14 protein-coding genes are annotated in these 14,911 nt (G+C 72.9%); all 14 read right to left on the bottom strand.

Annotated elements, in window-relative coordinates; translation table 11 throughout:
• Positions 1-9 precede the first annotated feature (9 nt).
• Complete coding sequence (locus ACI6GS_RS21650) at positions 10-1,014, bottom strand: phosphotransferase family protein (RefSeq protein WP_439815552.1); 1,005 nt, start codon at positions 1,012-1,014, stop codon at positions 10-12.
• Between the two features lie 85 nt (positions 1,015-1,099).
• Positions 1,100-1,396 (bottom strand): type II toxin-antitoxin system RelE/ParE family toxin, encoded by a 297-nt coding sequence (locus ACI6GS_RS21645; RefSeq protein WP_439815551.1) that lies wholly within the window; start codon positions 1,394-1,396, stop codon positions 1,100-1,102.
• Positions 1,393-1,620: a hypothetical protein gene (locus ACI6GS_RS21640; protein WP_439815550.1), complete on the bottom strand. Its 228-nt coding sequence runs from the start codon at positions 1,618-1,620 to the stop codon at positions 1,393-1,395. Before ACI6GS_RS21640 ends, ACI6GS_RS21645 begins: the two co-directional genes overlap by 4 nt.
• 39 nt (positions 1,621-1,659) lie before the next feature.
• The gene (locus ACI6GS_RS21635) at positions 1,660-2,280 is read right to left on the bottom strand and encodes a VOC family protein (RefSeq protein WP_439815549.1); all 621 of its coding nucleotides are present in this window, start codon (positions 2,278-2,280) and stop codon (positions 1,660-1,662) included.
• Positions 2,277-2,912 carry a VOC family protein gene (locus ACI6GS_RS21630; protein ID WP_439815548.1) on the bottom strand — a complete coding sequence of 212 codons (636 nt, stop codon included), beginning with the start codon at positions 2,910-2,912 and terminating at the stop codon, positions 2,277-2,279. Before ACI6GS_RS21630 ends, ACI6GS_RS21635 begins: the two co-directional genes overlap by 4 nt.
• Positions 2,905-4,425: a YifB family Mg chelatase-like AAA ATPase gene (locus ACI6GS_RS21625; RefSeq protein WP_439815547.1), complete on the bottom strand. Its 1,521-nt coding sequence runs from the start codon at positions 4,423-4,425 to the stop codon at positions 2,905-2,907. Before ACI6GS_RS21625 ends, ACI6GS_RS21630 begins: the two co-directional genes overlap by 8 nt.
• 96 nt (positions 4,426-4,521) lie before the next feature.
• On the bottom strand, positions 4,522-4,920 hold the full coding sequence (locus tag ACI6GS_RS21620) for a hypothetical protein (RefSeq protein WP_439815546.1): 399 nt from the start codon (positions 4,918-4,920) through the stop codon (positions 4,522-4,524).
• Positions 4,904-8,047 (bottom strand): hypothetical protein, encoded by a 3,144-nt coding sequence (locus ACI6GS_RS21615; protein WP_439815545.1) that lies wholly within the window; start codon positions 8,045-8,047, stop codon positions 4,904-4,906. Before ACI6GS_RS21615 ends, ACI6GS_RS21620 begins: the two co-directional genes overlap by 17 nt.
• Before the next feature lie 38 nt (positions 8,048-8,085).
• Complete coding sequence (locus ACI6GS_RS21610; RefSeq protein ID WP_439815544.1) at positions 8,086-8,895, bottom strand: MinD/ParA family protein; 810 nt, start codon at positions 8,893-8,895, stop codon at positions 8,086-8,088.
• Positions 8,896-8,904: 9 nt separating this feature from the next.
• Positions 8,905-9,993, bottom strand: coding sequence for a GTP-binding protein (locus ACI6GS_RS21605; RefSeq protein ID WP_439815543.1), 1,089 nt, complete (start codon positions 9,991-9,993; stop codon positions 8,905-8,907).
• Between the two features lie 166 nt (positions 9,994-10,159).
• Positions 10,160-12,268 carry a flagellar biosynthesis protein FlhA gene (flhA, locus tag ACI6GS_RS21600; RefSeq protein WP_439815542.1) on the bottom strand — a complete coding sequence of 703 codons (2,109 nt, stop codon included), beginning with the start codon at positions 12,266-12,268 and terminating at the stop codon, positions 10,160-10,162.
• A 46-nt stretch (positions 12,269-12,314) separates the two neighbouring features.
• Entirely contained in the window at positions 12,315-13,718 is a 1,404-nt protein-coding gene (flbD, locus tag ACI6GS_RS21595) for a sigma-54-dependent transcriptional regulator FlbD (protein ID WP_439815541.1), read from the bottom strand.
• A 19-nt stretch (positions 13,719-13,737) separates the two neighbouring features.
• Positions 13,738-14,565 (bottom strand): motility protein A, encoded by an 828-nt coding sequence (locus ACI6GS_RS21590; RefSeq protein WP_439815540.1) that lies wholly within the window; start codon positions 14,563-14,565, stop codon positions 13,738-13,740.
• Positions 14,562-14,900: a flagellar motor switch protein FliN gene (fliN, locus tag ACI6GS_RS21585; protein WP_439815539.1), complete on the bottom strand. Its 339-nt coding sequence runs from the start codon at positions 14,898-14,900 to the stop codon at positions 14,562-14,564. Before fliN ends, ACI6GS_RS21590 begins: the two co-directional genes overlap by 4 nt.
• Positions 14,901-14,911 lie beyond the last annotated feature (11 nt).

Below are 14,911 nucleotides of genomic sequence, written 5' to 3'. Positions count from 1 at the left end.
TGCCCTCCCTCAAGCCTGGCGCGGCGCCAGCAGGCGCAGCAGGTCGATCTCGCACTCGGACGCGCGGCGCCCGATCGTCGCCCGCTCGACCGACGTGTCGATGCCCTCGCGGAAGACGCGGGCCATGGTCATGCAGCCTACGCCCCATTTCAGGGTGCCCAGCACCTCCCACCACTTCACCCGCTCGGGGTCGATGGTCGTGCCGCTGGCCGCCTCGTACCCCGCGAACAGATCCTCGCGCGGGCCGAAGCCGCCGACGGGGTGGTCGATGTTCCCGAAGCGCCAGGAGTTCACGCAGATATAGCCCAGGTCCTCCATCGGATCGCCGAAATGGACGATCTCCCAGTCCAGGACGGCGCGCACCCCGTCCGGCCCGATGATCAGGTTGCCGTTGCGGAAGTCGCCATGGACCAGGCCCTGCTTGTCGTGCGGTGGCGCATGGTCCAGCAGCCAGCGCAGCGCCAGTTCGAAGACCGGGTGCGGGTGGTTGAAGCTGCGATAGTACTCGACCTGCTGCTCGACATAGGCGCGCGGCGTCGCACTGTGCAGCGGCGGCAGCGTCTCCTTCGGCACGGCGTGCAGCTTGGCCAGGATCTCGCCGCACTGGCGCGCCAGGATCGGCCGGGCATTGGCGAACTCGGCATCGCGCAGGATCTTGCGCGCGATCGTCTCGCCCGCCACGAAGTCCATGATGAAGCCTTCGCCGGCGCCATCCTCGGGCCGCAGGACATAGCGCACGGGCGGCACCGGCACGCCGGCCTTGCCCGCCTCCACGATCACGCGCGCTTCGGTCTCCAGGCTCGGCGCCGTCTCGCGGGCCTGGCGCTTGCCCCCCGGCGCGCGGCGCAGGATCAGGGGAACGCCGCCCGTGGGTGTCGTCGCCTCGAACGACCAAGTTTCCATATTGGCGCCGCCCGACACGCGGCGCAGCTTGGCGATCCCCGTGGCGCCCGGCACCTGGGCCTGGGCGATACGATCCAGGATCGCGTCTAGTGAGGGTGCGTCTTGTCCCATGTCTCCTCCCGAACGCCATGGGCTTAGCCTCTCGCGCGCCCGGGGGGAAGCCCTTTGCGACAGAAGTTTTGAATGGGTTCTAAGCTCAGGCCTCGCGCGGCGACTGCGGCGGCCATTGCTGGGCCCCATGCAGAACGCGGAGAATTCGGATCATGGGCGACCGAACGAGGTAGATCACAATCCAGTTTGTGCCTGGGACCACCAGTTCCCTGGTCCCGTCCAGGCGTCCAGGGCGCCCCAGATGGCTATGATCGCGCAGCCGTGCGGTAGCCGCGCGAATGATCCTGATCTGATTGACGGCCGCACGAGGATTGTCCCGTGCGATGTAGTTTGCGAGAGCGGCGAGGTCGTCCTGGGCCTCAGCCGACCAGCTCAGCCTCACCTTGGGCGCCGACCGGACTGCTCCTCGATCTTCATCTCCAGGTGGTGTTCGATCGAATCGAACCAGATTTGCATATCCTCGTCCGAGATCGCCACGGCGTCCGGGCGCTGCATGGCGTCCAGGGCTGTCTGGACCTGTTGCCGGAACCAGTCGTCGTGGCCCGGTTCCGGTTGCATCGGGAGTTCGCCGGGAGCGAGTTCGCCAAGCTTGAGTTTCGCGGTCATCCCCAGACTCTGGTCGCTTGCCCTGCTGTGATCAAGGGTTCAGCCGGTCAGCCAAACCGGACCGCGGGGGGTGGCGATACGGGCCAGGAAGCCCGCACTGCTCGCCGCCTCGACCGGCACGCCGATGCCCAGGCGCGCATAGGTCGCGGCGAGCGCGCCGGCATCGGGGCTGAGCACCGCGACGCGCTCGAACGCGCAACCGGCGGGGCTGCTGTCGCCGGGGTGCGGGCTGTCGTGCCAGTCGATCCAGAAGGGCAGGGAATGGCCCCACAGCCACGGGCCGGGAATGAGCTCCGAGAACCGTACCAGGACCCCATCCGGCCGCGTCCGTTGCAATGTGCGCGGCGGCGTGGAGATCCCCTCGACCTTCAGCGCGGCATGGACGCGGTCCAGGTCGCCGCAGGCCAGGCCAAAGGTCATCAGGCGCAAGGCCGGCAAGGCCGCCAGGACCTCCCCCTCCGTCCCGCTCAGGACCTGGGCGGGGTCGGGGGCCAGGATCTCCAGGAAGCGCCGGGGCCCCAGTGACAGCAGGGCATTGCGCGTGCCCAGGCCCGGATGGCTGCCGCCGATCACCGGCATGACCCCGGTCAGGGCGGCCACCCGCTGCACGGCCTGGTCCAGGTCGGGCGCGCCCAGGACCAGATGATCGACGGCGTTCACTGCGTCAGCCAGACGGGGCCGCGCGGCGTCGCCAGGCAGGCCAGGAACCCGGGCGCGGCACCGCCTTCCGCCGCGATCGGCAGGCCCAGCGCATCATGCTGCCGGGCCAGCAGCTCGGCCTCCGGCGACAACACGGCGAAGCGTTCCAGCGTGCAGCCGGTCGGCGTGCTGCGCGACGGGTGCGGGCTGCCCTGCCAGTCGATCCAGAAGGGCAGCGTACTGCCCCACAGGAAGCTGCCCATGGTCAGCACGCGCCAGCGCAGCGTGACCCCGTCGGGCCGGGTGCGCTGCATGGCGCGGGGCTCCGCCGCGGCGATCCCCGCGTGCTTCAGGCGGGCTGCGACCTGGTCCAGGTCGCCGCGCATGCAATAGGCGACCAGGCGCGGGGCGGGCAGGGCGGCGATCCATTCGCCGCCCGTGCCTGCCAGGTCCTGCTGCGGGTCGGGCGCCAGCAGTTCCAGATAGACATCCGGCCCCAGGGAGACGAGCGCGTTGCGCGTGCCCAGGCCGGGATGGCTGCCCCCGGTCGCGGGGGCGACCCCGGTCAGCGACGCGAACAGGGCGCAGCCCTGTTCCAGGTCCGGCACGGCCCAGACCAGGTGGTCCAGTTCGGGAACGACGGCATCAGGCATTGGCAAGCCTCCGATAGCTCAGCGCCTCGGCGATGTGCAGGCGCCCGACCGCGGTGCGTCCGTCGAGATCGGCGAGCGTGCGCGCCACGCGCAGCACCCGGTGATAGCCCCGCGCGGTCAGCCGCAGCCGCTCGACGGCGCTGGTCAGCAGGGCCTGGCCCTCGGCTCCCGGGCTGGCGACGCGGGCCAGCAGGTTACCGTCCAGGTCGGCATTGGTCCGCACCTGGGGCGGTGCGCCCTCGGCCTTCAAACGCTCCGCCTGCAGGGCGCGTGCCGCGGCCACCCGCGCCGCCACCTCGGCCGTGCCTTCGGCCGGGGGCGGGCGGGCCAGGTCGGCGGCGCTGACGGCCGGCACGTCCACGTGCAGGTCGATGCGGTCCAGCATCGGCCCCGAGATGCGCGCCTGGTAGTCAACCGCGCACTTGGGCGCGCGGCCACAGGCCTGCGCCGGTTCGGCCAGGTGGCCGCAGCGGCACGGATTCATCGCCGCGACCAGCTGGAAGCGTGCCGGATAGCTGACATGGTGGTTGGCGCGCGCCACCAGGATGCGCCCCGTCTCCAGCGGCTGACGCAGCGAATCGAGCGCCGCGCGCTGGAACTCCGGCAGCTCGTCCAGGAACAGCACGCCCAGGTGGGCCAGCGACGCTTCCCCCGGCCGGGCACGCAGGCCACCGCCGGTCAGCGCCGCGATCGAGGCCGAGTGATGCGGCTGGCGGAACGGCCGCGCGCGGCTCAGGCGGCCGCCCGTCATCTCGCCGGCGACGCTCTGCACCATGCTCAGCTCCAGCGCCTCCGCCGGCTCCAGCGGCGGCAGCAGGCCCGGCAGGCGGGCGGCGAGCATGGACTTGCCGGACCCCGGCGGCCCGATCATCAGCAGGTTGTGGCCGCCCGCGGCGGTGATCTCCAGCGCCCGCTTCGGCGCCTCCTGGCCCTTGATGTCGCGCAGGTCGGGGAGCGGCGCGGCATCGTCGGCAAGTTGCGGCTGGGGCGTGGGCAGGATGCCGGTGCCCTTCAGGTGGTTGATCAGCGCCAGCAGCGATGGTGCCGCCACGATCGGGATCCCCGTCGCCCAGGCCGCCTCCGGCCCGTTCGCCGCCGGGCAGATTATGCCGCCGCCCTCCTCGCCCGCCGCACTCAGGGCGGCATTCAGCACGCCGTTGACGGCACTGATCCGGCCGTCCAGCGACAGTTCGCCCATGACGACAAAGCTCTCGACCTCCGCCTGGGGCACGGCGCCCATCGTGGCCAGCAGGCCGACGGCGATCGCCAGGTCGAAATGGCTGCCCTCCTTGGGCAGGTCGGCCGGCGCCAGGTTCACCGTGATGCGCTTGGGCGGCAGGCCCAGGCCGATGGCGCCCAGCGCCGCGCGCACCCGTTCGCGGCTCTCGGCCACGGCCTTGTCGGCCAGCCCGACCAGGGTGAAGGCGGGCACGCCGCTGGCCATCTGGACCTGGACCTCGACGGGAACGCAGTCGACGCCCTGGATCGCAACCGTCCGGATGCGTGCGGTCATGCGCGGTTCAGGGGCATGGGGCGGGCGATGCAGCGGGGCCGGCGGTCATGGCGCCAGCCTCGCCCGGCTCCCGCCGGCGATCAAGCGCTCAGCCGATCAGGGGCAGCCGATCAGGGCCAGCAGGGCGGGATTGTCCCAGCGCGGCTGGCGCAGGATGAAGCGCACGCGATGCGCCCCTTGCGCCACGGCCAGGTCCAGGTAGCGCGGCAGCAGCACGTCGTCCAGGTCGTCCAGCAGCACGGCCGCCAGCGCCTCCAGCCCCGGGTCGCCCGCGGCCTGTTCACCCTTCTCCTGGCCACCCTTCTCCAGCACGGCCGCGGCCCAGTCGGCAAAGGCGCCGGCCTGAAGCACCGCGCCGTCGGGCACGTAGGTGAGGTCGAGGTGAAGCGCACCGGCGACCGCGCCGTGCTGCACCAGGTAGTCGATCCCGGCGCGCGGATTGGGCGACGTGCGCAGCCGTGCGCGGCGCGGCCCGGCCTCAGATGCGAAGGTCATTGCTGGTCGAGGCGATGGCGCGCGCATCGAGCGTGATGCGGCTGCCCGTCTGGAAGCTGAGCGCGCCGGTGAAGCCGACCGCACCCAGGATCTGGCTGAACCGCTCCGCCAGGCCGGCCTGCAGCGCGCCGGTCAGCGGCGCGGGACTGCGGATCACCAGGTCCAGCGCACGCGGCCGGGCGACGCCATCCAGCTGCAGCGTTCCCAGCCGCGTCAGGTTCAGGTTGACCAGGAAGCGGGTGCCCGCCTCGTGCCGGGTGCCGTCGCTCTCGCCCTCGTTGGGCTGGCGGCGGATGAACAGGCTGATCGGCTCCACCAGGCCGCCGTGCATGAACGGCATGACCATCGGGCGCCATTCCGCCGTGCTGGCGCCCTCTGCCCCGGCCCGTGCGGCGCGCGCCAGTTCGTCGCCGATGCGCCGCACCAGGGCGCCGCGGCCCGCGGTCTTCAGCGCCTCCACGGCGTCGCGTCCGATCAGCGCCTCTGGCGCCTGGCGCGCGATTGCGACCAGCAGGGCCGCCATGCCGGCGGGCGAGCGCGACAGGCCGGGCAGGGCGCCATCGGCCACCTGGCGCGCCAGGGCGGGGTCGGCCGCGGCGAGGGCCTGCGTCAGGTCGCCCAGGCTGGGCCAGCCGGGGGCGGCGTCGATGGCGGCGGGCGTCGGCGGCGGGGGCAGGGCGGGCAGGCGGGGCGTCGGCGCGGGTGGCCCGGCCGGCAGCCCGGCGGCCTGGGGCTCGGCCAGGTCCAGCAGCAGCGTGGTGCCCAGGGCCGGCGGCCGGTCCATCGGCACGCTGAGGGTGCCGCGCGGCGTCTGCAGCGTGACCTGGGGTGGTGCATCGCTGCCCGCTGCGGGCGGCGTCACCGCCACGACCCAGGCCGTGACCCGCGTGACGTTGGCGGCCACGCCACCGCCCGGCACGGGCGGAGCGGCGGCTGCGGCGGGGTTGGATCCGGCGGAAGCCACTGCGGGACCTGGCGTCGGAACCGGCGCGGTGCCCTGTGTCGGCGGCGGAGCGGCCCCCCGCTGGATCGCCTCGCGCGAACTGGCCGGGGAAAGGGCCGCCGGCGCCGCCGATGGCGGGACTGGGGGCTGGTTCGCCAGGCCGGCGCTGGGCGCCACGGGTCCAGGCGCCACTGCGCGCGGCGTGGCGCCAGGAGCAACCGGCGCGGGCGGTGCCGCCGGCGGGTCCACAGCCGCCTGGGCCGGGGCGCCGGCTGCAGGGACTGCTGACGGGACGGGTGCGGCCGATGCCTGCGGGGCAAGGGGGGCCTGCGGACCAGATTGTGCCTGTGGGCCAGGGGGTGCCTGTGGGCCGGGCTGTGCCGGCGGCGGGCCTGCCGGCCGGTTGAACGAGGGCAGGGCAAAGCGCGTGGGCTGCGGCGGCGGCGCTGCAAGGGCGCCGGGAACGAACGTGTCCGCCACCGGCTCCCCGGCCGGCGCGGGAAGCACCGGCGCCGCCGCCTGGGCAGGTGCCGCGCCCTCCCCGGGGGCGACGATGCGCACGGCGATGGGCGTGCCGGGCGCCAGCACGGCGGCACGCGGAACCGCAGTGCCGGGATCGGCCGCCGGCGCCGGCGCGATTGCGGGCCCGGCTCCAGGCCCGGCTCCAGGCCCTGACCCAGGCACGGGCGCCGCGGGGCCGGCCAGCTGGACCGGAGCCGGGCGCGCGCCGACGGGGGACGGGCCGGCCTGGGGGGCTGGCGCAGGGGGTGGTGCGGGCGCGGCCGCTGGTGGTGGTCCGCCCGCTGCCGGCTGGGCGACGCCGGTCGTCCTGTTCGGCGCAGCGTCGGGTATCGCCGCACCCTCGGGGGCGGCCGCACCGGTCGACAGCGTGGGCGACGCCACCGGCAGGACCTGCGCCGCGGTGAAGCCTGCGGGCCAGGACGGGCGCGCGGCCTGGGGCGGTGGGGCAGCGGCGGGAGGAGGTGTGGCGGCCGCGGCTCCGCCGCCCGGCACGATCGGCGTCGCCACGGTGCGATAGAGGCTGGTCACCCGCTGCGCCGCCATGTCCTGGATCGGCGTCGAGAGTTGCAGCGGGGTCAGGATGCGCCCCTCTGGCCCACCTACGGGGACCGGGGCGGCGCGCGGCGGCGGCGGCGCGGCGGCGGGCAGGATCAGCTCGGCCTTCCCGGCCGTCAGCGGCTGCGCCGTGGCGCCGCCAAAGGTCGTCGGTGCCGGCATCGCGGCCGATGGCCCGCCTCCTGGTGGCAGGGGTGCGGCCCCGGCGGGCAGGGGCGGCACGGGCCGGTCAGGCGGCGCTGCGGCCGGGCGCTGCCCGGGCATCGGCTCCGCCCCCGCGCTCGGCGGCGGGGTTGGCCGTCCTGTGGGAAGGCTTGCCGGATCGGCACTTCCCAGGACCGGGCTTCGCGGGGTGAAGGCCGGCGCATCGCCGTCGCCCTCGGCCACGGGCGCGGGCTCCTCGCCCGCACCGGTCGTGCCGCCCAGGACGGCATCCACGCGGACCTCGCCCCCCTGGGGCTGCGGCGCGGTCATCACGCCCGGGGAACGCGGCGGCGCGGCTGCGACCTGCGGTCCAGGGGATCCGGTGGCGGGTGGGCGCGGCGGCGCTGGCGTGCCGTCCTCCAGCGCCGCCGTCTCGTCCGCGGGCGGTTCGGTGGCGGGGTCGGCAGGGCGCGGGGGCGGCCGCGCCGGCAGCGCGACCAGGCTGACTTCCAGCGGGGGCAAGGGGACCGCCGGCCGGCCGCCGATCAGCAGGGGGACGACCTGCGCCGTGGCGCTGCCGACGGAGCGCACTTCCAATACCACCGCGGTGCCGGTGGGCAGGGCGCTGCGCGGCAGGGGCGGGGCCAGGACATAGGTCGCCCCCTCCGCCTTCAGGATGGTGCGGCCGACGACGTCGCGGCCGGCGACCGTTGCCTCGATCTTCACGCCCGGCGCCAGCCCGGCCAGGGTGGGGGACAGGCTGATACTGTCGGCGGGGCGCGCTGTCGCCGGCGGCGCCGCAGCTTCGGCCGGTGCCGGCGCCGGGGCGCCTGGCGGGCGCGGTGCGAGGCGCCCATCGGCGACCGACTGGCCCGCGTTGCGCGCCTCCGCCCCGATGGCGGGGGCGGCGCTGACCGGCGCGGTCGGCCGGACCGGGGGGCTGAGGCCGCCCACGTCACTCATGGTGGCGTCGCCCTCCGGTCATGGGGCCGCACTCCGCCTCAGCCGGGCAGGGCCAGCGACCGCGCCAGGACGTCGACATCGTCGGCGGCCTCGGCGGTTGGCGAGCGGGTCAGGAGCGAAGTCTGGTTGCGGATCGCGTCGCGCACCTTGGCGTCGCGCCGCACGATTCCGGCCAGGGGGGGCGTGTACTTCAGGAAGCCCTCGCACGCCTTCTTCAGCGTCTCATAGGTGCGCAGGCCCTCGTTGCGATTGGCCGCCATGTTGACGACCAGGCGCATGTCGGCGCGCGGACTGCGCCCCAGGCCCAGCTTGATGAAGGCATAGGCATCGGTGATCGAGGTGGGCTCGTCCGTCGTGACGATCAGCACGATGCCGGGATGGTGCGCCAGCATGACCATCGCGGGGTCGATGCCAGCACCCAGGTCGATGATGACGCGGTCATAGTGCTGTGCCGCCCCCACCAGGCCGTCGCGGATCTGCGCGACCTCGGCCCGGCCCAGGCCGGCCAGCGCGCCCGAACCCGACTTGCCGGCAAGCACGTCGAAGCCGCCCTCCTCGACCCGGGTGACGGCCTGTTCCAGGGCGATGCGGCCCGAGATGACGCTGCCCAGGTCGTGCTGCGGCGTCAGGCCCAGCTGGATGTCGACATTGGCCAGGCCCAGGTCGCCATCGAACAGCAGGACGCGCTGGCCCTTCAGCGCCATGGCATGGGCCAGCGTCACCGCCAGCCAGGTCTTGCCCACGCCACCCTTGCCCGAGGCCACGGTGATCAGCCGCCGCGCCGCGGTCAGCGGCGCCGCCGGCGCGGGCCGCGGCGGCTGGATTCGGGCATCGCGATCAAAACTCATGGGGCGCACTCATGGCAGGGCCTGTTCCAGGTCGTCGAACTCCGCCGTCCGCTCCAGCGGTCGCAGCAGAAGGCGAGCAAGAATGGGGGATGCGGCGGGGGTCAGGCCCTGGCCCACATAGGGCGTCTGGCCCAGGTCGCTGAGCGCCAGGCCGCCGGCGTCCAGCGCCGCCAGGATGCTGCCCAGCCGCCGCGCCGCGTCGACCCGCGTCGCGATCAGGCGACGGCAGCCCAGGTTGCGGAACACCTGGGCCAGGTCCGCCGTCTCGGCCGCATCGCCGCCGGCCGCCAGGACCAGCACGGGCTCCGCCTCGCTGACCGCGATCATGCGCTTCAGCGCGTCGCGCTCGGCGGGGTTGTAGGGGTTGGTGCCCGGCGTATCGACGATGGCCGGTGCTGCCCGTCTGGCATCGCGCTGGATCTTGTGCAGCGCCTCGGCCGAGGGTGCCAGGCCCAGCGTCTGGCCCAGCGCGCGGGCATAGACCTCCATCTGCTGGACCGCGCCCGCGCGCAGCGTGTCCGCCGTGATCAGGCGCGACGGTCGCCCCGCCAGCGTGGCTCGCGCCGCCAGCTTGGCCGCCGTCACCGACTTGCCGGCGCCGGGCGGCCCGACCAGCAGGAGCGAGCGCTGCGGCTGGTCGGGCAGGGGGGCGAAGCGGAACGTCGTCTCCAGCGCCTGGGCCAGCGCGTCCGCCAGGCTGGCGCCGCTCAGCGCCTGCGCCGCGCGGCCCAGGACCGTCGCCACTGCGTCGGGCGGGCGGTGAAAGGACAGGACCCGGGCCAGGTCCTCGCGCCGTTCCTCCGCCGCCAGGCCGCGCCGTTCGCCCGGCTGGGCCGCCGGTGCCGTGGTGATCGGGTCGCGGTCCACCGTCTCCATGCCGGCGGCCAGGCGGGCCAGCAGGTTGGCCTCCAGCTGCGCTTCCATCGGCGCTGGCTCGATCGCCGGCTCGCCCGGCTGCTCGGCGGCGGCGGTGATGGTGACGCCGCGCCCGCGGTCGCCGCGCTTGGTCGCTACGATGATGGCATCGTCGCCCAGGGCGTCGCGCACCTGCGCCATCGCCTCGGCCATCGTCGCCGCGGTGAACGTCCTCAGGCGCATGGCGTGCCTGCCGTGGCCAAGGATCCCCTCCCCCCTCGCGGGGGAGGGCTAGGGTGGGGGGGCGGTGCCGCCCGGACGACGGCTGCCGGCTCCGGCGGCACTGCCCCCCCATCCCAACCTTCCCCCGCGAGGGGGGAAGACGTGCGTGGCACCAGATCCATTCCCATCAGATCTGCCCCAGCGTGCGGATGCGGGCCTTGGGGTGGATCTCGTTCTGCGACATGACCGTGGTTGAAGGGCGGAAGCGCTCCACGATCGAGCGGACATAGGGGCGAATGCCGGGCCCGGTCAGCAGGGCCGGCGACTCGCCGTCCATCGCCGCCCGCTCGTAGTTCATGCGCACCGCCTGGATGAACTCGTGCAGGCGGCTGGGGCTCATGGCCAGCTGCTTCTCCTCGCCGGCACCGACCAGCGACTCGGCAAAGGCCTGCTCCCATTCGGGCGACAGGGTGATGAGCGGGATATAGCCGCCGGGGCCGGTCTGGGCGTGGCTGATCTGGCGCGCCAGCCGGGCGCGGACATGCTCGGTGATGTGCATGACGTTCTGGGTATAGCCGGTGGCTTCCGCGATCGCTTCCAGGATCTGGGGCAGGTCGCGGATCGACACGCGCTCGGCCAGCAGGTTCTGCAGGATGCGCTGGACCGCCGTGATCGAGACGCGGCCCGGGATCAGGTCGCCGATCAGCTTCTGGTTCACCTTGGGCAGGTCGTCCAGGAGCTTCTGCGTCTCGGTGTACGAGAGCAGGTCGGCCATGTTGTCCTTCAGGACTTCCGTCAGGTGTGTGGTGATGACGGTCGCCGGGTCGACGACGGTATAGCCGCGGAAACTTGCCTCCTCGCGATAGGTCGGCTCGATCCACGTGGCGGGCAGGCCGAAGGTCGGCTCCGTCGTGCTCTCGCCGGGCAGCGTGACGGCCTGGCCGCGCGGGTCCATGACCAGCAGCTTGCCTGGCTGCAGCTCGCCCGTGCCGGCCTCCACCTCCTTGATGCGGATGGAATAGGTGTTCGGCCCCAACTGCATGTTGTCCAGGATGCGGACCGACGGCATGACGAAGCCCATCTCCGACGCCAGCTGCCGGCGCAGCGCGCGGATCTGGTCGGTCAGGCGATAGCCGGACGTGTCGTTGATCAGCGTGATCAGGCCATAGCCCAGTTCCAGGCGCAGGCTGTCGAGCGCCAGCGTCTGGCTGATCGGCTCCTCCGCCACCGGCGGGGGCGGCGTTTCGGCCTCGGCAAGCTCCGCCTCGCGCAGGGCCGCCTTGGTGTTCTGGTCCATGCGCCAGGCGGCAAAGCCGCACAGCGCGCCCATCGTCAGGAAGGGCAGCATGGGAATGCCCGGCAACAGCGACAGGCCCACCATCAGGGCCGAGCTCATGCCCAGCGTCTTGGCATTGCCGCCCAGCTGGCCGAACACCGCCTTGTCGGCCGAGCCTTCGACGCCGGTCTTGGTGACCATCAGGCCGGCGGCGGTGGAGACGATCAGGGCCGGGAATTGCGAGACCAGGCCGTCGCCCACCGACAGGACGGTATAGGTCTGGGCGGCGTCGGTGAAGCTCATGCCCTGCTGGGCCACGCCGATGATCATGCCGCCGATCAGGTTGATCGCGGTGATCAGCAGGCCGGCAATGGCGTCGCCGCGCACGAACTTGGCGGCACCGTCCATCGAGCCGAAGAAGGTGCTCTCGCCCTCCAGCTCGGCGCGCCGCTCCTTGGCCACCTTCTCGTCGATCAGGCCGGCCGACAGGTCGGCGTCGATCGCCATCTGCTTGCCCGGCATGGCGTCCAGGCTGAAGCGCGCGGCAACTTCGGCGATGCGGCCCGAGCCCTTGGTGATGACGACAAAGTTCACGATGACCAGGATCGCGAACACGATCAGGCCGATGACGTAGTTGCCGCCCATGATCAGGCCGCCAAAGGCGCCGATCACGGCCCCGGCGGAATGCGTGCCCTCGTGTCCTGATTCCAGGATCAGGCGCGTCGACGCCAGGTTCAGCGCCAGCCGCAACATGGTCGAGATCAGCAGCACGGTGGGAAACGCGCTGAAATCCAGGGGCTTCTGGACAAACAGCGACGTCATCAGGATCAGGACCGACAGCGTGATCGACAGTGCCAGGAACAGGTCGAGCAGCAGCGCAGGCAGGGGAAAGATCAGGACCGTCAGGATCCCGACCACCCCCGCCGCCAGCAGGATGTCGTTCTGCCCCAGCAGGCGGCGCGCCGCCCCCAGCAGGTCGGGGCCCGGTCCGCGCGGGGCTGCGTTCTGCACCTCGCTCATCGCTTGTCCCTTCTTGTCGGCGGGGCGGCGTCAGGCCGGATGGCCGTCAGTACGCCGGCATCCCGCCCGCGGGCATCGGGATCTGCATGCCCTCGTCACCATACTGCTTCAGCTTGTTGCGCAAAGTCCGGATGGATATGCCCAGGATGTTCGCGGCATGCGTGCGGTTGCCCAGGCAATGGCTCAGCGTATCGATGATCAGGTCGCGCTCGACATCGGCGACCGTGCGCCCGACCAGCGTGCGGGTCGACCCCGCGGCGCTGATCACGGCGCTGGCCGCGCCGGCGACGGAACCGCTGCCCAGCGGCGGCGTCGCCTGGGCCGCGGGCCGGCTCTCGGTCTCCGGCCGGGTGCCGTCGGGCAGCAGGATGGCGTCCGGACCGATCTCGGCCCCCGTGGCCAGCAGCACGGCGCGGTGCATGGTGTTCTCCAGCTCGCGCACATTGCCCTTCCACTGGTAGGCCAGCAGGGCGCGCCGGCCCTCCTCCGAGATCGGCCGCTCGGCCACCCCGTTCAGCTCGGCGTACTTGTGGGCGAAGTGCTCGGACAGGACCATGATGTCGGCCGGCCGCTTGCGCAGCGGCGGCAGCTTCAGGTTCACCACGTTCAGGCGAAAGAACAGATCCTCGCGGAACGTGCCCTTGGCGACCTCGGCCTGGAGATCGCGGTTCGACGTGGCGATCACGCGGATGTCGACCTTGACCGGCTTGGAGCCGCCGACGCGGTCGATCTCCCGCTCCTGGATCGCGCGCAGCAGCTTGGCCTGCAGGCGCACGTCCATTTCCGAGATTTCGTCCAGCAGCAGCGTGCCGCCATGGGCTTCCTCGAACTTGCCCACCCGCCGCGCGACGGCGCCGGTGAAGGCGCCCTTCTCGTGGCCGAACAGCTCGGATTCCAGCAGGTTCTCAGGGATCGCCGCGCAGTTGACCGAAACGAAGATCTCGTTCGCGCGCCGGCTCTTGGAATGGACGTAGCGGGCCAGGACTTCCTTACCCGTGCCGCTTTCCCCGGTGATCAGGATCGACGCCTCGCTGGGCGCCACCTGGTCGGCCAGCTTGATCACGTCGCCCATGGCGGGATCGCGCCAGATCGGCCCCTGGTGCTCCTCCGTCACCGCCTGCAGGACGGCGGCGATCAGGTCGGCATCCGGGGGCAGGGGGATGAATTCCTTGGCGCCTGCCCGGATCGCCTGCACCGCCGCGCGGGCGTCGTTGCCGATCCCGCAGGCGACGACCGGCAGGTGGATGTGCTCCGCCTCCAGCGCCTTGATCAGGGTGCCGATGTCGTGCACCACGTCGACCATCAGCAGGTCGGCGCCGCGTCCGGAGCGGAGCGCCGCCAGGGCCGCGTCGATCGAATCCACCTGGGCGACCTTGGCGCCCCGGGACATGGCCATCTTGGAGGCGGTGCCCAGCTGTCCGCTGAGGCTGCCAACGATCAGGAGCCGCATTCTCCGTCTCCTCTCTGGGTCAGTTGAAGTAGCGCAGCCGCCGGTCGGGCGGCAGCAGGGCGTTAAGCGACATTTCAAGCCGGCGCGGATTCTCCTGCCGGGCCATGGACAGGGCGGCGATCGTGACCATCTGGGCGGCCAGCGTGTCCTCGACGCCGTTGCGCTCCAGCTTGCCGGCCAGGGGCGAGGCCACCATCGTCGACAAGACCGCGCCATAGAACGTGGTCAGCAGGGCGATCGCCATGGCCGGGCCGATCACCGCCGGATCCTCCAGCCGGCCCAGCATCTGGACCAGGCCGACCAGCGTTCCGATCAGGCCCATGGCGGGCGACACCTCGGCCGCGCGGCGCAGCACGGCGATGGAGCGGGCGCGCCGCTGGGCGGCACCGCCGACCTCCAGCCGCAGCGTGCGCTCGATCTCCACATCCTGCGTGTTGTCGACCAGCAGGCCCAGGGCGCGGGCCAGGAACGGGTCGGACACCTGCCGGATCACCGGCTGCAGCGTCAGCGTGCCGTCCTTGCGCGCCTGTTCCGCCAGCTTCAGCAGGCGCAGGCCCAGGCCCTGCACGTCGGGCCGGCCGCCGGAAATGGCGCCGCCCACGCTGCGCAGTGCCTGGCGCATGTCGCCGAGGGAGAACGAGATCGTCGTCACCGCCAGCGTGCCGCCCAGCACGATCAGGGCCGAAGGCAGGTCCAGGAACGCCGCGGGCGAGCCGCCCAGCGCCACCGCGATGCCGATCAGGACCAGGCCGCCGAACAGGCCGGCCAGCGTCGCCAGGTCGGGCATGGCGCCGGGACCGGCCGGGCGCGGCCGGCCGACGGTGCGGGCGTAGAGCCGTTCGCTCACCGCCGGTCGCCCTTGATGATCTCGGTCATGGTGACGCCCAGGCGCTCCTCGACCACCACCACCTCGCCACGCGCGATCAGGCGGTTGTTGACATAGATGTCGATGGCCTCGCCCACCTTGCGGTCCAGCTCGACCACGGCGCCGCGACCCAGGCGCAGCAGCTGGCTGACCTGCATGCGCGACTTGCCCAGCACGGCCGAGACGCTGACCGGGATGTCGAACACCGCCTCCAGGTCCGTTGCCGTCCGCGTCACGTCGCCGTCGTCGGCCTCGGCGCCTGCGCCGCCCTGGCCGGACAGGTCGTTCCAGTTGACGTCGTCGTTCTCACCCGCCATCGGCCGTTCCT

This window comes from Zavarzinia sp. CC-PAN008 (assembly GCF_051903925.1).
Lineage (GTDB): Bacteria > Pseudomonadota > Alphaproteobacteria > Zavarziniales > Zavarziniaceae.
This window is presented reverse-complemented; position numbering and strand designations above follow the sequence as displayed.